21 protein-coding genes are annotated in these 20,856 nt (G+C 61.0%); 12 read left to right on the top strand and 9 right to left on the bottom strand.

Translation table 11 applies throughout. The annotated features are described in order from the left end of the window. Positions 1–137: 137 nt before the first annotated feature. Positions 138–1,637: a CoA-acylating methylmalonate-semialdehyde dehydrogenase gene (locus BM131_RS00360; RefSeq protein WP_090183999.1), complete on the bottom strand. Its 1,500-nt coding sequence runs from the start codon at positions 1,635–1,637 to the stop codon at positions 138–140. 97 nt (positions 1,638–1,734) lie between these two features. Between BM131_RS00360 and BM131_RS00355 the strand changes: the two genes are divergently transcribed. The 3 genes from BM131_RS00355 to coaD all read left to right on the top strand — a co-directional run bounded on the left by BM131_RS00355 (position 1,735) and on the right by coaD (position 3,684). Next, on the top strand, positions 1,735–2,631 hold the full coding sequence (locus BM131_RS00355) for a LysR family transcriptional regulator (protein WP_090184567.1): 897 nt from the start codon (positions 1,735–1,737) through the stop codon (positions 2,629–2,631). A 36-nt stretch (positions 2,632–2,667) separates the two neighbouring features. Then, a complete protein-coding gene (locus BM131_RS00350; protein WP_090183998.1) occupies positions 2,668–3,102 on the top strand; it encodes a CBS domain-containing protein in 435 nt (144 codons plus the stop codon). Positions 3,103–3,186: 84 nt separating this feature from the next. Next, positions 3,187–3,684, top strand: a complete 498-nt coding sequence (coaD, locus tag BM131_RS00345; RefSeq protein ID WP_090183995.1) for a pantetheine-phosphate adenylyltransferase — start codon at positions 3,187–3,189, stop codon at positions 3,682–3,684. A gap of 67 nt (positions 3,685–3,751) precedes the next feature. Here the strand turns inward: coaD and BM131_RS20170 are convergent, their stop codons facing one another. From BM131_RS20170 to BM131_RS20165, 3 genes are all read right to left on the bottom strand, one after another. Further along, positions 3,752–3,910: a hypothetical protein gene (locus BM131_RS20170; protein ID WP_175499112.1), complete on the bottom strand. Its 159-nt coding sequence runs from the start codon at positions 3,908–3,910 to the stop codon at positions 3,752–3,754. A 225-nt stretch (positions 3,911–4,135) separates the two neighbouring features. Then, positions 4,136–5,137: a type I glyceraldehyde-3-phosphate dehydrogenase gene (gap, locus tag BM131_RS00340; protein WP_090183993.1), complete on the bottom strand. Its 1,002-nt coding sequence runs from the start codon at positions 5,135–5,137 to the stop codon at positions 4,136–4,138. 74 nt (positions 5,138–5,211) lie between these two features. Then, on the bottom strand, positions 5,212–5,355 hold the full coding sequence (locus BM131_RS20165) for a hypothetical protein (protein WP_175499111.1): 144 nt from the start codon (positions 5,353–5,355) through the stop codon (positions 5,212–5,214). Between the two features lie 127 nt (positions 5,356–5,482). On the opposite strand from BM131_RS20165, the gene BM131_RS00335 reads away from it, so the two are divergent. From BM131_RS00335 to BM131_RS00325, 3 genes are read left to right on the top strand one after another with little or no spacing between them, the layout of a single operon-like run. Beyond that, a complete protein-coding gene (locus BM131_RS00335; protein WP_090183990.1) occupies positions 5,483–6,430 on the top strand; it encodes a DUF808 domain-containing protein in 948 nt (315 codons plus the stop codon). Then, entirely contained in the window at positions 6,427–6,810 is a 384-nt protein-coding gene (locus BM131_RS00330) for a DoxX family protein (RefSeq protein WP_090183988.1), read from the top strand. The genes BM131_RS00335 and BM131_RS00330 overlap by 4 nt, the downstream gene beginning before the upstream one ends. Continuing rightward, positions 6,807–7,571: a potassium channel family protein gene (locus BM131_RS00325; protein ID WP_090184564.1), complete on the top strand. Its 765-nt coding sequence runs from the start codon at positions 6,807–6,809 to the stop codon at positions 7,569–7,571. The genes BM131_RS00330 and BM131_RS00325 overlap by 4 nt, the downstream gene beginning before the upstream one ends. 168 nt (positions 7,572–7,739) lie before the next feature. Here BM131_RS00325 and tkt read toward each other — a convergent pair whose 3' ends face one another. Then, positions 7,740–9,755: a transketolase gene (gene tkt / locus BM131_RS00320; RefSeq protein ID WP_090183986.1), complete on the bottom strand. Its 2,016-nt coding sequence runs from the start codon at positions 9,753–9,755 to the stop codon at positions 7,740–7,742. A gap of 177 nt (positions 9,756–9,932) precedes the next feature. Here tkt and BM131_RS00315 point away from each other — a divergent pair, with 177 nt between their 5' ends. Genes BM131_RS00315 through BM131_RS00305 form a run of 3 tightly spaced genes read left to right on the top strand, consistent with a single transcriptional unit; the run spans position 9,933 to position 11,182 of the window. Beyond that, positions 9,933–10,409: a hypothetical protein gene (locus BM131_RS00315; RefSeq protein WP_090183983.1), complete on the top strand. Its 477-nt coding sequence runs from the start codon at positions 9,933–9,935 to the stop codon at positions 10,407–10,409. A gap of 3 nt (positions 10,410–10,412) precedes the next feature. Next, positions 10,413–10,796 carry a cell division protein ZapA gene (locus BM131_RS00310; protein ID WP_090183981.1) on the top strand — a complete coding sequence of 128 codons (384 nt, stop codon included), beginning with the start codon at positions 10,413–10,415 and terminating at the stop codon, positions 10,794–10,796. An 11-nt stretch (positions 10,797–10,807) separates the two neighbouring features. Beyond that, positions 10,808–11,182, top strand: a complete 375-nt coding sequence (locus BM131_RS00305; protein ID WP_175499110.1) for an MliC family protein — start codon at positions 10,808–10,810, stop codon at positions 11,180–11,182. Between the two features lie 72 nt (positions 11,183–11,254). Here the strand turns inward: BM131_RS00305 and grxD are convergent, their stop codons facing one another. From grxD to BM131_RS00285, 4 genes are all read right to left on the bottom strand, one after another. After that, entirely contained in the window at positions 11,255–11,614 is a 360-nt protein-coding gene (gene grxD, locus BM131_RS00300) for a Grx4 family monothiol glutaredoxin (RefSeq protein WP_090183973.1), read from the bottom strand. An 81-nt stretch (positions 11,615–11,695) separates the two neighbouring features. After that, the gene (locus BM131_RS00295; protein WP_090183970.1) at positions 11,696–11,932 is read right to left on the bottom strand and encodes a BolA/IbaG family iron-sulfur metabolism protein; all 237 of its coding nucleotides are present in this window, start codon (positions 11,930–11,932) and stop codon (positions 11,696–11,698) included. 131 nt (positions 11,933–12,063) lie between these two features. Next, complete coding sequence (gene purL, locus BM131_RS00290) at positions 12,064–14,223, bottom strand: phosphoribosylformylglycinamidine synthase subunit PurL (protein ID WP_090183967.1); 2,160 nt, start codon at positions 14,221–14,223, stop codon at positions 12,064–12,066. A gap of 326 nt (positions 14,224–14,549) precedes the next feature. Beyond that, on the bottom strand, positions 14,550–15,470 hold the full coding sequence (locus BM131_RS00285; protein ID WP_090183965.1) for a LysR family transcriptional regulator: 921 nt from the start codon (positions 15,468–15,470) through the stop codon (positions 14,550–14,552). Between the two features lie 159 nt (positions 15,471–15,629). Between BM131_RS00285 and BM131_RS00280 the strand changes: the two genes are divergently transcribed. The 3 genes from BM131_RS00280 (at position 15,630) to murI (ending at position 20,808) form a co-directional block, all read left to right on the top strand. Beyond that, positions 15,630–19,040 (top strand): indolepyruvate ferredoxin oxidoreductase family protein, encoded by a 3,411-nt coding sequence (locus BM131_RS00280; RefSeq protein ID WP_090183962.1) that lies wholly within the window; start codon positions 15,630–15,632, stop codon positions 19,038–19,040. Positions 19,041–19,118: 78 nt separating this feature from the next. Then, complete coding sequence (locus tag BM131_RS00275; protein WP_090183960.1) at positions 19,119–20,045, top strand: lysophospholipid acyltransferase family protein; 927 nt, start codon at positions 19,119–19,121, stop codon at positions 20,043–20,045. Then, entirely contained in the window at positions 19,996–20,808 is an 813-nt protein-coding gene (murI, locus tag BM131_RS00270) for a glutamate racemase (RefSeq protein WP_090183957.1), read from the top strand. Before BM131_RS00275 ends, murI begins: the two co-directional genes overlap by 50 nt. The last annotated feature ends 48 nt before the right edge of the window (positions 20,809–20,856 follow it).

The following is a 20,856-nucleotide window of genomic DNA, read 5'->3' as shown; positions in this document are numbered from 1 at the left end:
CGCCTTTCGCAGATATTCACGGCGTCCGGGCAGAATGGTTTCACGCGGTTTAACAAAATGTTTGTCATTTCCCCTGAACGTGAAAAAGGCGCACCCAGTGAAGGGTGCGCCTTTGATTTAGTTTTATAAATGGGGGGTTAGTCCATTGGTTTGAAGTTCAGCGCAGCGCCGTCCTTGATGCCCGACGGCCAACGGGATGTGACCGTTTTGGTGCGGGTGTAGAACTTGAACGCATCCGGGCCGTGCTGGTTCAGGTCGCCAAAGACGGATTTCTTCCAGCCGCCAAAGGTGTGATAGGCCAGCGGCACGGGGATCGGCACGTTGATGCCGATCATGCCGACGTTGACACGGTTGGCAAAGTCGCGGGCGGCGTCGCCGTCGCGGGTATAGATCGCGGTGCCGTTGCCCATTTCGTGGTCCATGGCCAGCGCCAGCGCCTCTTCGTAGTCCTGCGCGCGGACAACGGACAGGACGGGGCCAAAGATTTCCTTTTGGTAGATGTCCATATCGGTGGTGACGCGGTCGAACAGGTGCGGTCCGACAAAGAAGCCTTCCTCGTAGCCTTGAAGGCTAAAGTCGCGGCCGTCGACGACCAGTTCTGCGCCTTGCGCAATGCCGGATTCAACCATCTTAAGGATGTTCGCCTTGGCCGCAGCGGTAACAACGGGGCCGTAGTCCACGTCATTGCCGCCAGTGTAGGGGCCGACCTTGAGCGCGTCGATGCGGGGCTTAAGCTTTTCGATCAGTTTGTCGGCTGTTTCCTCGCCCACGGGCACGGCGACGGAGATCGCCATGCAACGCTCGCCTGCTGCGCCGTAGCCTGCGCCGATCAGCGCGTCGGCAGCCTGATCCATGTCCGCGTCGGGCATGATGATCATGTGGTTCTTGGCACCGCCAAAGCACTGCACGCGCTTGCCCTGCGAACAACCGCGGCCATAGATATATTCGGCGATCGGGGTCGAGCCGACAAAGCCGATCGACTGGATCACGTCATGATCGATAATCGCATCAACAGCTTCTTTGTCACCGTTGACGACCTGCAGGATACCCTTGGGCAGACCGGCTTCTTCCATCAGTTCGGCTAACATCAGGGGGACCGACGGGTCACGCTCGGATGGCTTGAGGATGAAGGCGTTGCCGCAGGCGATGGCCGGGGCGAACATCCACATCGGGATCATGGCGGGGAAGTTGAACGGCGTGATGCCAGCGCAAACACCCAGTGCCTGACGCATGGAATACATGTCGATGCCGGGGCCAGCGCCGTCGGTGAATTCACCCTTCAGCAACTGCGGCGCACCGATGCAATATTCGACAACTTCAAGGCCACGCTGCACGTCGCCAGCGGCGTCGGGCAGGGTCTTGCCGTGCTCGCGCGACAGCGCCTCGGCCAGTTTGTCCATGTCGCGGTGCAGAAGTTCGACGAACTTCATCATCACGCGGGCGCGGCGCTGCGGGTTGACGGCGGCCCACTTCGGCTGGGCGGCAGCGGCGAATTGAACGGCTTGGTCCATCTCGGCAGCGTTGGCCAGCGGCACGCGGGCCTGCACTTCGCCAGTGGCAGGGTTAAAGACATCGGCAAAGCGGCCGGACGTGCCAGCAACATGGGCACCGTTCATGTAATGGGTCAGGTCTTGCATAGAATCCTCCTGTGATTGCCTGCACCTTAGTCTTGCGTTTTTGCGGGCAACAGGGCCAAGATGACAAAGTTGATTTGCAAAAATGCAAGGGTGCGGCGTGCAAAACTGGGATGACATGCGGGTGTTTTTGGCCGTGGCGCGGGCGGAAAGCCTGTCCGGCGCGGCCCCGGTGCTGCGCATGGACCCGGCTACGCTGGGCCGCCGCATCGCGCGGCTGGAGCAATCGGTCGGCGCGGCTTTGTTCGTGAAATCACCGCAGGGCTATGCGCTGACCGACCTTGGCGCGCGCATGGCAGAAGAGGCCGCACAGGCCGAGGCGGCGTTGCTGCGCGCCGCGGACCTTGGGCAAAGCCCCAGCAGCGGCCTTGCGGGGCAGATCCGCATCGGCGCGCCTGATGGCTGCGCGAACTACCTGCTGCCGCAGGTCTGCGCCGCGATCCAAGCGGCCAATCCCGAGCTTGAGGTGCAGATCCTGGCCTTGCCCCGCGTCGTGAACTTGTCACGGCGAGAGGCGGATATGGCCGTCACCGTTAGCCCGCCTGAGGCCGGGCGCCTGACCGTGCAAAAGATTGTCGATTATAAATTGCACCTTGCGCAGCATGTCGATCTGCCAGTTCCCACAGGGTTGTCAGACCTCAAGGGCAGGGCGGTTGTCGGGTATATCCCGGATATGATTTTCGATTCTGCGCTGGATTATCTGGGCGCGCTGGCCGCAAACGGGGTGCAGCTGGCCAGCAATTCGGTCAGCGTTCAGCTGCAAATGCTGCGGGCACGGGCGGGCATCGGCATCACGCATGATTTCGCGCTGCCCTTCGCGCCAGAGGTGCGCCGCGTACTGACGGAAGAGCTGTCACTGGTGCGCTCTTTCTACCTTGTGCGCCACACCGCCGACCGCCGATCTGACCGGTTGCAGCGCTTTGCAACGGCGCTGAGTGATGGCCTGCGGGCAGAGGTGCATCGTCTGGAATCATTGACAGGCACGCCTGCGGTCTGAAACGCTGGTAAAACGCGCTGTAACGGGAGGATAGCCATGCTTGTACAACAGATTCTCAGCTCCAAGGCCTCGGGAGAGATGTTTTGGGTGAAGCCGGGGGATCGCGTCTCTGATGCGGCCAAAATCATGTCGGACAATCGGATCGGCACCGTGATCGTCAGTGAAGATGGGAAAGCCCTGCTTGGCATTCTGTCGGAACGCGACATCGTACGCCAGATCGGCAAAGGCGGTGCCAATTGTCTGGACGATCAGGTGGACTCGTTGATGACCAGTAAAATCATTACCTGCACGCCGGTGGATCAGTCCGATGTCGTGCTGGAAATGATGACCAACGGCCGGTTCCGCCACCTACCTGTGATGAAAGACGGCGCGATGATTGGCCTGATTTCAATCGGTGACGTGGTAAAGGCACGGCTGTCGCAACTGGCGATGGAGAATAACGCCCTAGAGGGAATGATCGCCGGGCATTGACGCAGCGGTGCGCCGGGTCGGCCTTGCAACCTGCCGTGAAATGCGGTTCTGCTGCGGTTGCGACATAATCTTGCGAGGCCGACCATGCGTATTGGGCTGTATCCCGGCACCTTTGATCCCGTCACCCACGGGCATATTGATATCGTGCGGCGGGCCTGTTCGCTGGTCGATAAACTGGTGATCGGGGTCGCGATTAACCGCGACAAAGGACCGCTGTTTGATCTGGATGAACGGGTCGAGATGGTCCGGTCTGAGGTCGTGCCACTGGGCGAGCCGCTGGGCACAGAAATCATCGTGCATCCCTTTGAAAACCTGCTGATTCATTGCGCCAAGGACGTTGGCGCAGGCGTCATTATTCGCGGCCTGCGGGCCGTGGCTGACTTTGAATATGAATTTCAGATGGTGGGAATGAACCGGTCGCTGGATAACTCTGTCGAGACGGTTTTCCTGATGGCTGATGCCAAAAACCAAGCGATTGCCAGCAAGCTAGTCAAGGAAATCGCCCGTCTGGATGGCGATGTGTCCAAGTTCGTCACACCGACGGTCGACGCCGCTTTGCAGCGCAAATACGGCAAGGTCTGACCCGGACACGAAAAAGGCGGCAACTGCGCATGGCAGTCGCCGCCTTTAGGCGCGATTAATCATGTGATTAGCCGTAGACGGCTTGGCGTGCGATTTGCGCTGCGTTGTCGCGGTCGATGTTCAGGTCCAGCGCAACATCAAGCGGCATCGATTTGATCTCGTGCTTGGTGCGGGCGTAAACGGCACGCTTTGAAATCGTCTGGCGAATAGTGTCGATCAGGGTCATGTCATGCTCCTTTCGGGGGCGTGGTGGGTGTCTGTTCTGCTAACCTATTTAAAGATGCTGCAGCGCAGCACAACTGACACAACCGAAGACCCGCCTTGCGCCTTGTGCAAGGCAACTGTCATAAATTCGCCTTATTTACAGGCGCGCCGCACGGCACGCCCGGTGTTCAAACGCAAAAGGGCCGCCCAGAATGGACGGCCCTTCGCGCAACGCAAGATGCGTCTTTTAGATCAGTTTACCCATGGCGACAGCCGTGTCGGACATCCGGTTCGAGAAACCCCACTCGTTATCGTACCATGTCAGGATGCGAACCATGTTGCCCGAAAGCACTTTGGTCTGGTCCATGTGGAAGGTGGACGAGGCCGGGTCGTGGTTGAAGTCGGTGCTGACCATCGGCAGGTCTGTGTAGGCAAGAATGCCTTTCATCGGGCCATCAGCAGCGGCGCGGATCGCGTCGTTGATTTCCTCAATGGTGGTGTCGCGGCTGGATTCGAAGGTCAGGTCGACGACCGACACATTCGGGGTCGGCACGCGGATCGCGACGCCGTCCAGTTTGCCGTTCAGCTCTGGCAGAACAAGGCCAACAGCCTTGGCTGCGCCCGTGGACGTCGGGATCATCGACAGGGCAGCAGCGCGGCCACGGTACAGGTCTTTGTGCATCGTATCCAGCGTCGGCTGGTCGCCGGTGTAGCTGTGGATCGTTGTCATAAAGCCTTTGTTGATGCCGACAGTGTCGTTCAGCACCTTGGCGACAGGGGACAGGCAGTTCGTGGTGCAGGACGCGTTGGATACGATAATGTCGTCCTTGGTCAGAGTGCCCTCGTTGACGCCAAACACGATGGTCTTGTCAGCGTTCGCGCCGGGGGCGGAAATCAGAACCCGCTTAGAGCCGTTTTCAAGGTGCGCCTGGCAGGCTTCCTTGGACGTAAAGATACCGGTGCATTCCAGCACAACATCCACGTCGCCCCAAGGCAGGTCAGCAGGATTGCGCATCGCGGTGACGCGCATCGGCCCGCGGCCTGCGTCGATTGTGTCTTCGGTGGTGGTCACAGTGCCCGGAAAACGGCCATGGACCGAATCAAAGCGCAGCAGGTGGGCGTTGGTTTCAACCGGGCCCAGATCGTTGATCGCGATGACCTCGATATCGGTGCGGCCGGATTCGATGATCGCGCGCAGCACGTTGCGCCCGATACGTCCAAATCCGTTGATTGCGACTTTTACGGCCATGATGTCATCCTTTATTAAGTGACAGAAGTTGGCGCGAACATTGCAATTTTCGCGCAAAGGTCAAGAGCTGGACGTCATCGCCAAAAGGCGAGCCATTCCAGCATGTCATAGAATTTGCGCGCCAAAAATAGCGGTGCGTCCAGATCAAGCACGAAAAAATCCAGCGCAAAGAAAGCTGCGATAAAGGTTACAAGGCCAATGGCGAGCGCGTTTGTCATGGCGGCTGTGTAATCGCGAACGGCAGCGCTGCCTAGTCATGACCCGCAATCCAAGATAGCCAAAGGGTTGCGGGGTGCGCCTGTCGGCCTAGGTTCGCAAAGACGTGATCAAAAGAAGGAAGATATCATGAGCGGCTTGCTGGCCTTGCTGGACGACGTTGCAGCAATTGCAAAGGTGGCTGCGGCCAGCGTGGACGATGTGATCGGGCAGGCGGCCAAGGCCGGGTCCAAAGCCGCTGGCGCCGTGATCGACGATGCCGCCGTCAGTCCCAAATATGTGCATGGCTTCGCGCCTGCGCGCGAATTGCCTATCGTGTGGAAGATCGCGAAGGGGTCATTTTTCAACAAACTGGTCATCTTGCTGCCCATCGCGCTGTTGCTGTCGGCCTTTGCCCCTTGGGCGATTACGCCGCTGCTGATGCTGGGCGGCGCGTATTTATGTTTCGAGGGTGCGGAAAAGATCGTGCATGCCTTTTCGCACAGCGACGCCCATTCCAAAGCGACAGGCGATCCAGAGCATCTTGAGGAATCAAAAGTCCAAGGCGCGATCAAGACCGACTTTATCCTCAGCGCCGAGATCATGACGATCTCGCTCGCGGCGATCACGATCGATAATATCTGGGTGCAGGCTGCTGTGCTGGCTGTGGTCGGCATCGCGATCACTGTCGCAGTTTACGGCGCTGTCGCGGCCATTGTGAAGGCTGACGATCTGGGCCTGCTGATGGCAAATAGCGGCCGCCTTGGTGTGACCCGCGCCTTGGGGCGCGGCATTGTGCACTGGATGCCGACATTCCTGTTCGTGCTGACATGGGTCGGCACCGCCGCGATGCTGTGGGTCGGCGGGCAGATCATCGTTCACGGGCTGGGCCAACTGGGCTGGCACACGCCAGAGGAAATCATTCACGGCTGGGCTGTGACCGTTGGCCACATGGTGCCAGAAAACTACATGGGCGCAGCTGAATGGATCACGACGGCGTTTTGCGACGGCGTGCTTGGATTTATGCTGGGCTTGCTGATCATCCCGCTGGTGACCTATGTCATTGCGCCGCTTTACCGCACCCTGCGCCCCGCATGACCAATCTGGCGCTGCTTGGCGCACGCCTGCTGATCGGGGCCTTACTGATCGGCGGCGCTGTGCAAAAGGCGCTGTCCCCCGGTGATGCGGGCGGAATGCTGGTGGGGCTGGGCCTGCCTTTCGCACTGGTCTGGCCCGCGCTGATCTATGATGCGCTTGCCGGGCTGGCGCTTTGGCTCGGTGTCGCTGTGCGGCCCGTTGCCCTGTCAGCGGCGGCCTATTGTGCCCTCACCAGCTTTTTCCATCTCAATGTTTTCCAGGCGACAGGGGATGCATGGCAAATGACGATCTTTGTGAAAAACTGGGCCATTGCAGGGGGCTGCCTTGCCCTTATGGTGGCCGGCTCTGGCGCATGGGCGCTGCGGGCGGATCGGCCATGAAGGCTTTGGTGGCAGAACTCTATAGTGGCTCCTCTGATCGGGCGGTCAACTTCCGCTACGCCTTGGTGGCCTTCGATCTGATCACCGTGATCTTTGTCATCGTCACTTCGTTCTTCGAGCCGAGCACGCTGGTTCTAGCCCTCGATTTGACTTTCGGCGCGGTCATTCTCGCGGATTTCATCGCGCGGGGATGGATCGAGGATCAGCGCCTGCGCGCCTTGCTGCGTTTCACCACATGGGCCGATATTGCCGCGATCATCAGCTTCCTCGCGCCCATCGTGACGGGCCAAGCGCTCGCCTTCCTGCGCGTGCTGCGCACCCTACGCCTGCTGCGTAGCTACGAGCTGCTGTCCCGCTTGCGGCACGACAGCAAGTGGTTCCGCGAACGCGAGGATATCATCCTCGCTGTGACCAACCTGATCGTGTTCTTGTTCATCATGACGGGCCTAATCTACGCCAGCCAGGTCAACATCAACGACCAAATCAACAACTACGCCGACGCCTTTTACTTCACGGTCACGACGCTGACGACGACAGGCTTCGGCGATATCACACTCAATACGACATGGGGCCGGATGCTGGCCGTCGCGGTGATGATCTTCGGGGTCTCACTCTTCTTGCAAATGCTGCAAGTCCTATTCCGCCCGCCCAAAGTGCGCCACGAATGCCCGACCTGCGGCCTGATCCTGCATGACGCCGATGCGGTCCACTGCAAGCACTGCGGCGAGACTCTTCACATCCAGACCGAAGGCGCGATCTAGCTCTAACCTCTCCCTTCACGCCCCTTCTTCTGGTCAAAAATACCTCGGGGGTGCGGGGGCAGCGCCCCCGCGGATCGGCCCGGCGCAGCCGGGTCGATCCCCAAACCAACCCTACAAACGCAAAAGGGCGCGCCGCAGCACGCCCCCTCGCATCATGATCCGATAAAGTCAGAGCAGGTTTTTCGCCTGCGCCACCACGTTCTCAGCCGTGATACCGAACTTTTCGTACAGCACTTCTGCCGGGGCAGAGGCACCAAAGCCCTCCATACCGACAAAGGCCGCCTTCTTGGCATTGCCGCGCTCGCCCATCAGGATCATGTCCCAGGACTGGCGCACGCCAGCTTCAATGGCGACGCGCACGGGGCCTGCGGGCAGGACCTTGCGGCGGGTGGCTTCGTCCTGCGCCAGGAAGATATCCATGCAGGGCATGGACACAACGCGGGTGCCGATACCTTCGGCTTGCAGGGCGTCACGGGCCTTCAGCGCGATCTCAACCTCAGAGCCTGTGGCGATCAGGATGACCTGACGCTTGCCCTCGGCGTCTGCCAACACATAGCCGCCTTGGGCGGTCATGTTCTTGTTGGTGTGGGCCGTGCGTACGGTTGGCAGGTTCTGACGCGACAGGGCTAGCACAGACGGCGTGCCCGTGGCGGTCAAGGCCAGCTCCCACGCTTCTGCCGTCTCAACGCTATCCGCAGGACGGAAGACGTTGGTGTTCGGCGTGGCGCGCAGCATCGACAGATGCTCGACCGGCTGGTGGGTCGGGCCGTCTTCGCCAAGGCCGATGGAATCGTGCGTCATGACGTAGACCGCAGGCACGCCCATTAGGGCGGACAGGCGCATCGCGCCGCGGGCGTAGTCTGTAAAGCACATGAACGTGCCGCCGTAGGCGCGTGCGCCGCCGTGCAGCGCCATGCCGTTCATCGCAGCGGCCATGCCGTGCTCTCGGATACCGTAGTGGATGTAACGGCCCTTGCGGTTGTCCGGGGTGAACACGCCCATGTCGGCCGTCTTGGTGTTGTTGGACCCGGTCAAGTCAGCGGAGCCGCCGATGGTTTCGGGCATGATCGGGTTGATCACGGCCAATACGTTCTCGCTCGACTTGCGCGTCGCGACGGATTTGGCTTCTTCGCTGGCCTGCTTTTTGAAGGCGCGGATGGTGGATGCCAGCTTTTTCGGGGCCTCGCCGCCTTGGGCGCGGGCAAATTCAGCCTGCTTGGCCGCCGACAGCTTTTCGACGCGGGCCTGCCATTCGGCGTGTGCGGTCTTGCCGCGCTGCGCGGTGGCTTCCCACTGGGCTTTGACGTCGGCGGGGACTTCAAACGGGCCGGTGGTCCAGCCGTAAGCAGCCTTTGCGGCTTTCATCTGGTCTGCATCGGTCAGTGCGCCGTGACCCTTAGAGGTATCCTGCGCCGCGTGACCCAGTGCGATGTGGGTCTTGCAGGCGATCATGGACGGGCGCTTGTCGGCCTTGGCGGCCACGATAGCGGCCTCAATCTCGTCCGGGTTATGGCCGTCGATGGCCTGCACATGCCAGCCAGAGGCGGCAAAACGCTCCATCTGGTTGGTTTTGTCGGCGATGGACACTTTGCCATCGATGGTGATGTTGTTGTCGTCAAAGAACACGATCAGGTGGGACAGTTCCTGCATACCCGCAAGGCCGATCGCCTCTTGGCTGATGCCTTCCATCAGGCAGCCGTCGCCCGCCATGACGTAGGTGTTGTGGTTCACGATGGCCGTGCCCCAGGTCGCGCGCTGGATTTCTTCTGCGATAGCGAAACCGACAGAGTTCGCGATGCCCTGACCCAGCGGGCCGGTCGTGACTTCAATGCCGCGGCCATGGCCGAATTCGGGGTGGCCTGCGGTGCGTGCGCCCCACTTGCGGAAGTTCTTGATCTGCTCCAGCGGGAAATCTTCGTAGCCGGTCAGGTACAGCAGTGCGTACAGCAGCATCGACCCGTGGCCGGCAGACAGGATGAACCGATCGCGGTCGGCCCAATGCGGCGCGGCTGGGTCAAAGTTCAGATGGTTCGTGAACAGCACTGTCGCGACATCGGCCATGCCCATTGGCATGCCAGAGTGGCCGGAGTTCGCGGCAGCAACCGCGTCCAAAGTCAGAGCGCGGATAGCCGCGGCTTTCATCCAATGCTCGGGATGGGCGGTGCGCAGAGCGGTAAGATCCATGGGGCAGGTCCTGTTCAGGTGCGTTTGAAGCGGTTGAGAGTGTCATAACAGGGCAGAACCTAAGATCAAGCGGCGCCGAAACGACCTTGCGGCGTTTGTAGGGGCGTGGCGGATCGCTTAACCTTTGCGAAATCATACGATTCGCGCAGCTGCGCGAGGACGGGACAGGAACGCCGCATGGACGATATCAAAGCACTTGAGACGCGGATCACTGACGCGCTGGACCGGATCGCATGGCAATTGTCCAAGCCAAAAGCCGCGCCTGTTGTCGACGATGGCCCCAGCGTCGCCGATCTGACGGCGCAGCTGGACGCGGAACGCGGCGCAAATGCCCAGCTAGAAGAGCGCGTGGCGAAGCTGAAGTCGCGCCAAGACGGCCAGATCGTCGATCTGGAAAAGCGCAGCAGCGATCAGGCGGCGCAAATCGCGGCGCTGGATGCGCAATTGCAGCAGCTGCGCGGATCGAACGCTGACCTGACAGAAGTCTGCGCCAAATTGCGTGCCGCCGCCACGGACGGTGTCGCGGACGCCGAACTGATCAACCGCGCCCTGATGGCCGAAGTTGACGGGCTAACAGCGCAGCGCAGCGCCGAGGCCGCCGAAGTCGCGGCGATCTTGTCGGACCTGAAACCCTTGTTGCAGCAGGAGGCGTAAGCCATGCCACAGGTCGAAATCACGATCGGCAGTCGGTCCTTTGAGGTCGCGTGCCAAGAGGGCGAAGAGCAATATCTGGTCTCTGCCGCTAAGATGCTGGACGCAGAAGCCGCGCATTTGTCGGCCCAGATCGGCCGGATGCCCGAAGGTCGTATGCTGCTGATGGCAGGTTTGATGCTGGCGGATCGCACTGCCGGGCTAGAAGACCAAGTCCGCGAGCTAGAAGCAGAGCAGGCCAACCTGCGCGCCCATATCGCAGAAGCCGCCGCACGCCCCGCCGCCCGCATCGAAGTCCCTGTGATCCCGCAAGAGCTTCACGACGGCATGGCCGAAATCGCCGCCCGCGCCGAGGCGCTGGCCGAACAAGCGGAACAGGCAGAGGCCTGATCGCAAAGGGCGTGGCTTATGAAACGCGTATCGCAATGAAGATCGTTTATCTGGCTGCCGCTGCTTTGTGTGTCAGTGCAGGGCAGGGCGCACAGGCTGCCGTGACATCGACGCCGCGCTACATCTGTGAACGCGGCGTTGAAATCCCGGCGGTCTATATCAACACCGAAGACGACCGCGCGCCCGGCATCGCGGTGATTTATGTCGAAGGGCGGATGATCAATCTGCAGGCCACCGCAGAGGCCGCATCCGGCGTGCGCTATCGGTTCCCGAATGACGGGTCAGGCTATGTCTGGTGGACCCATCAGGGCACGGCCCAGCTGAAGTGGTATGATGCAGAACTGGGTGAAGAGATAACGCTCTACGCGGCCTGCGTGGAAAGCTAAGCTTTCTGAAAGAAAAAGGCCCCCGCTGATGTGGCGGGGGCCTTTTACGTAAGGGCTGTTGGCCCGAAGGCGTTATCCGTTGGCTTCGCGGATTTTGTCTGCAGCAGCCTGGTCGAAGGCGATGCCGTTTTCTTTTAGCAGCGTGTCCAATTCGCCGGACAGGGTCATCTCGGTGATGATGTCGCAGCCACCGACGAATTCGCCTTTGACGTAAAGCTGCGGGATTGTCGGCCAGTCGGAATAATCCTTGATGCCCTGACGGACGGTGTCATCGGCCAGCACGTTCACATCGGTGTATTCGATGCCCATGAAGTTCAGCACGCCAGCCACGCGGGACGAAAACCCGCACTGCGGCATGGTCTTGGTGCCTTTCATGAACAAGACGACGGTGTTGTTCGTGACGGTGTCTTTGATCTGATCGGAAGCGGTCATAGTGGTATCCTTTAAAATGCGGTGGCCTGCGCAGGCGCCGAATTTTGGGTGAAAATTCGGAAGCGATGTCGGGCTGGGGTGTTAGTCAGGCGCGCGGGTTGTCAGGGCGAGGGCGTGCAGTTCGCCTGCCGCGCCATCCATCTTGCCCTTGAGCGCAGCATAGACGGCGCGTTGCTGTTGCACACGGTTCTTGCCGGCAAAGCTGGCGTCGATCACTTCGGCTGCGAAATGGGCACCGTCGTCGCCTTGCACGGTGATTTTGGCGTCGGGAAAGCCTTCGCGCAGCAGGGTCTCGATCTCGTGGGCGGTGATGGCCATGGGGGCGTCCTTTGGTCGGGTTAGCTTAACTTATGAACGTGACGGCGCAGGGGCAAGGGGGCCCCTTTGGGGTGGATTGCCTTTGCAAGATCCCCTCCGGGGGGAGTATTTTTGGCAAGATGAATACGCTTTTAGGCGACAGCGTCGGCAAAGGCGCTGCGGTAAAGGTCGACAAGGGGGGCGAGCGGCGTGCTGCTGGCACCAAAGGTGATCTTGTCGCCGCCCGCTTTGCCGACAAGCGTGATTGGCAGGCCTGCGTGGGCGGCGGCGGTCAGAAGCGCCTCTGCCTGATCGAAGGACGCTGCGATTAGGTAGCGGGCCTGATCCTCGGCGAACAGTTGGGCGGTGTCGTCGGTGTCCAGCGTGACGCCGATGCCAGCGGTCTCCGCCATTTCGAACGCCGCAAGCGCGAGGCCGCCGTCAGCGAGGTCGGTGCAGGCGGTGATATTGGCAATGTTCGCGCGGATGAAGTCGCCGTGGGCGGCCTCTGCCACCAGATCGACGGGGGGCGCGTCGCCCTCATTGCGGCCAAGGTGTTCGGCCAGCAGGGCGGTCTGGCCCATGTGGCCCGGCGTATCGCCCAGCAGCAGCAGGGTGTGGCCGTCGGCCAGCGTGCCGCGGATGATCTGGGTGATGTCGGCGATCAGGCCAACCGCGCCGATGGTGGGCGTGGGCAGGATGCCGGTACCGTCGGTTTCGTTGTAAAGCGACACGTTGCCGGACACGATGGGCATGTCGAGCGCGGTGACCGCTTGGCCGATCCCGTCGATGGCCCCGACGAACTGGCCCATGATGCGGGGCTTTTCAGGGTTGCCGAAGTTCATGTTGTCGGTCGTGGCCAGCGGCTTGGCCCCGACGGCGGTCAGGTTGCGATAGGCTTCGGCGACGGCCTGCTTGCCGCCCTCGACGGGGTTGGCGAAGACATAGCGCGGCGTCACGTCAGAGGTGAAGGCCAGCGCCTTTGTCGTGCCGTGGATACGGGTGATGCCCGCGCCCGCACCGGGGATGCGCAGGGTGTCGCCCATGACCTGGCTGTCGTATTGCTCGTACACCCAGGACTTTGCCGCATAGTTCGGGCTGCCGATCAGGGACCGCAGGCCGGCGATGGGGTCGATGGCGGGGATGTCACCCACGGGGGCGGCAGCGGGCGTTGGTTCCCACGGGCGGTCATATTCGGGGGCAGAAGAGGCGAGCTTGGACAGCGGCAGGTCGGCTTTGACTTCGCCGTTGTGCAGGATCAGGAAGCGGTCTTCTGCGATGGTCTCGCCCACGATGGCGAAATCGAGGTCCCATTTGACAAAGACGGCGCGCGCTTCGGCCTCAAGCTCTGGCTTGAGGACCATAAGCATGCGTTCCTGACTTTCGGACAGCATCATCTCATACGCGGTCATCGCAAGTTCGCGCTGCGGTACGTCCTCTAGGTTCAGGCGGATGCCAAGGCCGCCCTTGTCGCCCATTTCCACGGCAGAGCAGGTCAGGCCAGCGGCGCCCATGTCCTGAATGGAAATCACAGCGCCGGTTGCCATCAGTTCCAGCGTGGCTTCCATCAGGCGTTTTTCGGTGAAGGGATCGCCGACCTGCACGGTGGGGCGCTTGTCCTCGATCGTGTCGTCAAATTCGGCCGAGGCCATGGTTGCGCCGCCGACGCCGTCGCGTCCGGTTTTCGCGCCAAGGTACACGACTGGCATGCCGACACCGGAGGCGGCGGAGTAGAATATCTTGTCCGCATCCGCGAGGCCTGCGGCAAAGGCGTTCACAAGGCAGTTGCCGTTGTAGGACGCGTCAAAGCGCACTTCGCCGCCAACCGTTGGGACGCCAAAGGCATTGCCGTAACCGCCAACGCCCGCGACGACGCCGTTGACCAGCTGGCGGGTCTTGGGGTGGCTGGGCAGGCCAAAGGACAGCGAATTCATCGCAGCGATGGGCCGCGCGCCCATGGTGAAGACATCGCGCAGGATGCCGCCGACGCCGGTGGCAGCCCCTTGGTAGGGTTCGATGTAGGACGGGTGGTTGTGGCTTTCCATCTTAAAGACGACAGCCTGACCGTCGCCGATATCGACGACGCCTGCGTTTTCACCGGGGCCGCAGATGACCTGCGGGCCGGTGGTGGGCAGGGTGCGCAGCCACTTTTTAGAGGACTTGTAGGAACAATGCTCGTTCCACATGGCCGAAAAGATGCCCAGTTCGGTAAAATTCGGCGCGCGTCCGATGATCGACAGGATGCTTTCGTACTCGTCAGGCTTAAGCCCGTGTGCGGCAATCAGGTCTGGCGTGATAATCGGATCTTGCATGGCGTCCCCCGGCAATAGCGTTGGGCTGCTTTTAGGCGAGGACGGCCGTAAGGGAAAGGCCTGCGCGCAATGCGGTGCGTTAAGTCTGCAGGGGGGCTGTTGTTATGCCTGCCAATAGGCTGCGGGCAAAAAAGTGCCGGGCACAAAGGCCCGGCGAAGTCCAACAGGGAGGTGAGGAGACGGACAAAGTGTCGCGTCGCCTCACCAATTCAGATAGAGCCGCGAAATTAAGCAATCAAGAAAAAATCTTAATAAATATTGCATTCCGGCTATGCACTGTGCGCATGACGCCACAACTTTAGCGTGAGATAGGGGCGGCTAGCGGTTTATTTGGACGGCGCGCGCGGCTCTGTCAGGTTGCGAACGCTCTTGCGATGCTCGAAAATCTCGTCTTGCACAAAGTCGCGGAACGCCATGATACGGCGCGATTGCCGTAGCTCTTCGGGGTAAGCGAGGAATACGGGGACTTCGCCGCTCTCGATCTCTGGTAGGCAGCGGACAAGGTGCGGGAAATCTTCGGTCACGTAGTCGGGCAGCACGCCAACACCAAGGTTGTTGATCACGCCCTGCAGCACGCCGAAATAGTTATTCACCGTAAAGATCGACTGCACATCGTGGCTAAGCAGATGGTGAATTAATGTCGATCCTGCGGTGACTTGGGTCGATGTCAGCGCTTGGCAGATCAGGCGGTGGCCCTTAATTTCGTCGATGCGGTCCAGCGGCGGGCGCGTGTCCAGATATTCCTGCGTCGCATAAAGCCGCATGCGGATGTTCATCAAACGCTTGCGGATCAGATCGGCCTGCGACGGCTCCTTCATGCGGATGGCGACGTCAGCCTCGCGCATGGGCAGGTCAAGCACGCGTTCCTCTAGCATCAGGTCGATTTTGATGTCGGGATACAGTTCGTACAGTTTTGGCAGACGCGGCGCGAGCCACAGCGTGCCAAAGCCCGTCGTCGTGGTGACGCGCAATTCGCCGAACACTTCTTCTTCGCTATCGCGGATACGGGCGGAGGCGGTTTCAAGGCGGCGGTTCATCGATTTGGTGGCGTCGAACAGCAACTCGCCCTGTTCGGTAAGAATCAGTCCACGCGCATGGCGGTGGAAAAGGGTAGTATTTAGCGACTCTTCGAGTGCGCGAATCTGTCGGCTGACCGCAGATTGCGACAGATGCAGCACATCGCCCGCATGGGTTAATGACCCTGCGTCAGCGACGGCGTGAAAGATTCGCAATTTATCCCAGTCCATCTAGTTCCCATGGCGAAAATGTTAGCGTTAAGCAATGCAACTTTATTACTTATGAATCTTCACAAATCAATGAAGGCTGGGGGGGAATATATCGCTTTGTAGGTCATAATTTATGACCTAAGCTGCATTCATCCGCAAATTGCGCATAGGAGGTGCACGATGAGCCGGGATAAGATCTCACTCAATGACCGTTTTGATCTGGATGTCAGTCCAGTGCTTTTGAATGGCACGCAGGCGCTGGTGCGCCTGATGCTGATGCAGCGTGCCCGCGATGCGCGCGCGGGGCTGAATACTGCAGGCTATGTCACCGGCTATCGCGGCTCGCCGCTGGGCGCGGTGGATATGCAGATGACCAAGGCCGCCAAGGCGCTAACCGCCGGGCAGGTAACGTTCCAGCCGGGTCTGAACGAAGACCTTGCCGCGACCGCCCTGTGGGGCAGCCAGCAGGCAGAGCTGCGCGGAGAGGGCAAATACGACGGCGTCTTTGGTCTGTGGTATGGCAAAGGCCCGGGCGTGGACCGGTCCGGCGACGTGATGCGTCACGCGAACATGGCAGGCACGTCGCCTCATGGCGGTGTCATCATGGCAATGGGGGACGACCACACAGGCGAAAGCAGCACAACCTTGCACCAGTCCGACTGGGCGATGGTCGATGCCTATATGCCGATTGTCAGCCCGGCGGGTGTGCAAGAGGTGATGGACTACGGCCTATATGCCTGGGCGCTGTCGCGTTATGCGGGCGTCTGGGTCGGCCTGAAGACGATGAAGGACACGATCGAGGTCACATCCGTCGTGGACGGCGACCCGCATCGGCTCGATTTCGTCACCCCTGATATGCCGCTGCCAAAGGACGGGTTGAACATTCGTCTGGTGGATACGCCCGTGCTGCAAGAGGCGCGGATGATTGACCATAAGCGGTTTGCCGCAGAAGCGTTTTCCCGCGCCAATAAGATGGACCAGCGCAAGTGGGGCAAGCCGGGGGCCAAGATCGGCTTTGTTGCGGCGGGCAAGAACTGGCTTGATCTGGTGCACGCCCTATCCCTGCTGGGGATCGACGAGGCCGAGGCCGCGCGACTGGGGATCACCACCTATAAGGTGGGACAAGTCTGGCCGCTGGATATGGCCAGCTTTCATGAGTGGGCAAAGGGACTCGATCTGGTGGTCGTGGTCGAAGAAAAGCGCAAGCTGATTGAAGTGCAGGTCAAAGAGGCGCTGTTCGACGACACCAACACCCGCGTCTATGGCTGGCACAAGGGGGATGAACACTCTGAAGGGCGGCGCGAAGAAGTGTTCCCGACCCGCTATGCCCTAGACCCGATCTGGATCGCGGAAAAGCTGGGCGGGATATTGACCGAAGAAGGCTGCGGATCGTCCGGTGTCACCGCAGGGCTGGCGCAATTGGCCGAGGCACGCCGCGCAGACAATGTGCCGGAACTGGCGGCGCGGTTGCCCTACTTTTGCTCGGGCTGCCCGCACAACTCTAGCACCAAGGTGCCAGAGGGATCGCGCGCCTACGCGGGGATCGGCTGCCACTACATGGTGCAGTGGATGGACCGGGACACGGTGGGCTTTACCCAGATGGGCGGCGAAGGCGCGAACTGGGTGGGGGAAGCCCCGTTCAGCAAGACCGGCCATGTGTTCCAGAACCTAGGGGACGGCACCTATAACCACTCTGGCGTGCAAGCGATCCGCTTTGCGCTGATGGCGGGGACAACGATCACCTATAAGATCCTGTTCAACGACGCCGTCGCCATGACGGGCGGGCAGGGCAATGACGGCGGGCTGACCGCTGACCAGATCGTCAGAGAGCTTGTCGCTATGGGCGTGAAAGACGTCCGGGCGGTCTATGACGAGAAGGAAGACATCGACGCTGGCATGTTCCCCAAGGGTGTGCCGATGTCGGAGCGGGCAGAGCTGCCGCGCGTACAGGCGGAACTGGCCAAAGTGCAGGGCGTGTCGGCGCTGGTCTATATCCAGACCTGCGCCGCAGAAAAACGCAGACGCCGCAAGCGGGGCCAGTTCCCCGACCCGGACAAGCGCGTCTTCATCAATACCGACGTCTGCGAAGGCTGCGGCGATTGCGGGGTGCAGTCCAACTGCGTGTCCATCGTGCCGGTTGAAACGGAACTCGGCCGCAAGCGGGCGATTGACCAGTCGTCCTGCAACAAAGACTTTAGCTGTCTCAAGGGCTTTTGCCCGTCCTTTGTCACGGTAGAGGGCGCACAGCTGAAAAAGGCTGCCACCGCGCAGGTCGAACTGCCCGATATGCCGGAACCAATGCTGCCCACGATCCATGGCACGCATAATGTCGTCATCACGGGCGTCGGCGGCACGGGCGTTGTGACCATCGGTGCCGTGCTTGCCATGGCCGCCCATCTGGACGGCAAAGGCGCTGGCATGATGGAAATGGCCGGCCTCGCCCAGAAGGGCGGCGCAGTGCATATCCATTGCCGTATCGCAGAACGTCCCGCAGACATTAGCGCGATCCGCGTTGCCACGGGCGAATGCGATGCGCTGATTGGCGGCGATTTGGTGGTGAGCGCAGGGGCCAAGACCATCGGTCTGATGAAAACGGGCCGCACCAAGGGCGTCGTGAACGCGCATGAGATCATCACCGGTGATTTCACCCGCGACACGGAATTCCAACTGCCGACAGAGCAGCTGAAACTGTCGCTATCCGCCCGCCTGCGCGATGACGTGCAGCTGTTCGATGCGACCGAACTGGCCAAAGCCACCATGGGGGACAGTATCTATTCCAACATGATGGTCTTCGGCGCGGCATGGCAGATGGGCGCGATCCCGATCAGCGGCGCCGCGATCCGCGAGGCGATTGCGCTGAACGGCGCGGCGGTCGACCGGAATCTGCGTGCCTTTGAATTGGGGCGCTGGGCCGTACTGCACCCTGCGCAGGTAGAGGATCTGTTAACCCCCACCGTGATAGCCTTGCCAAAGTCACTGAACGAAAGGATCGCGTTTCGCGAAGCCCATTTGACGGCCTATCAGAACAAGCGCCTCGCCAAACGCTACCGCGCCATGGTCGACCGCTTCGATGATCCCGCCCTGCGGGAGGCTGTCGCCAAAGGCTATCACAAGCTGCTGGCCTATAAGGACGAATACGAGGTTGCGCGCCTGTTGCAGGATAGCGCTGCCAAAGCCCGCGAGGCCTTTGATGGCGATATCAAGGTCAGCTATCACCTTGCCCCGCCGATGCTGTCCAAAGAGGGCGCGGATGGTCGTCCGATGAAGCGCACCTTTGGTGCAGGTATGGGGCGGATGTTCCCGTGGCTGGCCAAACTGAAGGTGTTGCGCGGCACGCCGCTTGATCCTTTCGGCTATACCGCTGAACGCCGCATGGAACGCGCCCTGATCACGCAATACGAACGTGACATGGCGGCGCTGGGCACAAACGCGGCGCAGAACCCCGATGCTGCTGTCGCGCTGGCCGCCTTGCCGCTGACGATCAGGGGGTTCGGGCCTGTGAAGGCTGCGAACGCGGCTAAGGCTGAAAAAGAACGTGAAGTCTTGCTGTCCCGCCTGCGCGATGGGCCATCCAAGATCGCCGCAGAGTAGCAGGGCTTCATAAAACCTTTACCGCACCGTGCAACCCTATCCCCGGATTAGGGTACACGGTGCGGGACGCTGGCAGACATGGATAAAACGGCAACGAAAGAGATCAGTTATGCCAGTTCTGCCAAAGGGCGGGGCGGGCGCACGCTGATCCGCTTGCTGGAAAACGCAACCGGGCGGCCCAAACTGCTGCGCCGGGTGCAAGGCTATGACGCGCAGGTCGGGCAGGGCGGCGATTTGTGGGATGTGCTGTCGGACCGCTTTGGCCTGCCAGTGGATGTCATCGGCGGGGCGCTGGGCCATATCCCGCAATCCGGCCCGCTGGTTGTGGTCGCGAACCACCCTTACGGCATCCTAGACGGTCTGACCTTGGGGCGGATGCTGTCCCAGCGCCGGGGCGGTGATTTTCGTATTCTGGCCAACAGCGTCTTTAACCGCGCAGAGGATATGAACCGCTTTATCCTGCCGATCAGCTTTGACGAAACCCGCGCCGCCGCCGCGCAGAATATCGCCACACGCCGCACCGCGCTGGATTATCTGGCAGGGGGCGGCGCAATTGGCGTCTTTCCCGGCGGCACCGTGTCCACCAGTGCCAGCCCGCTGTCCCAGCCGCTTGATCCGGTTTGGCGCAATTTCACCGCTAAGATGATCGCCGCCACCGGGGCCACCGTCGTGCTAGTGTTCTTTGACGGCGCGAACAGCCGCTTGTTTCAGGTGGCCAGCCATTTGAACACCTCTCTGCGCCTTGGTCTGCTGATCCGCGAATTTCGCACAAAAGTGGATCGCCCCGTGCGGGTTGTGATCGGCAAACCCATCGATCCGGCAAAACTGGACGCTTTACGCCACAACCCCAAAGCATGCATGGATTTCCTGCGCCATCAGACTTATGCTCTGTCCCCAAGGCCCATCGATGCGAACAAGCTGGGTCACGAATTCGAGGCTAAGCATAGGGTGCGCCATGGCGGTGGGAATTTTCGACAGCGGTTTGGGCGGCTTGACCGTTTATGACGCGGTGGCCAAGCGGCTGCCGGACTTGCCGCTGGTCTATCTGGGCGACAATGCGAATGCGCCTTACGGCGTGCGCGATTCCGATGACATCTACAACCTGACGACGGCCGCCACGCAGCGGCTGTTCGATGCGGGCTGCGATCTGGTGATCCTGGCCTGCAACACCGCCAGCGCCGCCGCCCTGCGCCGGATGCAAGAAGGCTGGGTGCCCCCGGGCAAGCGCGTGCTTGGCGTTTTTGTCCCCCTGATCGAGGCGCTGACCGAACGCGAATGGGGCGACAACTCTCCGCCCCGCGAAGTCGCAGTGAAACATGTCGCCTTGTTCGCGACCCCCGCCACCGTGCGCAGCCGCGCCTTCCAGCGCGAGCTGGCGTTTCGCGCTGTCGGCGTGGACGTGGAGGCGCAGGCCTGCGGCGGCGTCGTTGACGCGATCGAGGACGGTGATTTCATCCTTGCCGAAGCGCTGGTGCGGTCCCATGTCGATGCGCTGAAACGCAAGATGCCCGAACCCGACGCCGCGATGCTGGGCTGCACCCATTATCCGCTGATGGCAGAGGTGTTTCAGGACGCGCTGGGCGCGGATGTGAAAGTCTTCTCTCAGGCGAACCTCGTGGCGGAAAGTCTTGCGCATTATCTGGACCGACGACCCGAAATGGTTGGTAAGGGCACGCAGTCGCAGTTCCTGACCACGGGCGATCCGAAAAAGGTATCGTCCCGCGCGACGCAATTCCTCAAACACAGTATCACCTTCACTGCGGCCTGATGGCGCGGGCGTTGCACACGCCCCGCCTCGGCCCTAAATATGACCCTA

Source organism: Loktanella salsilacus (assembly GCF_900114485.1).
In the GTDB taxonomy this organism is placed as follows: Bacteria; Pseudomonadota; Alphaproteobacteria; order Rhodobacterales; family Rhodobacteraceae; genus Loktanella; species Loktanella salsilacus.
This window is presented reverse-complemented; position numbering and strand designations above follow the sequence as displayed.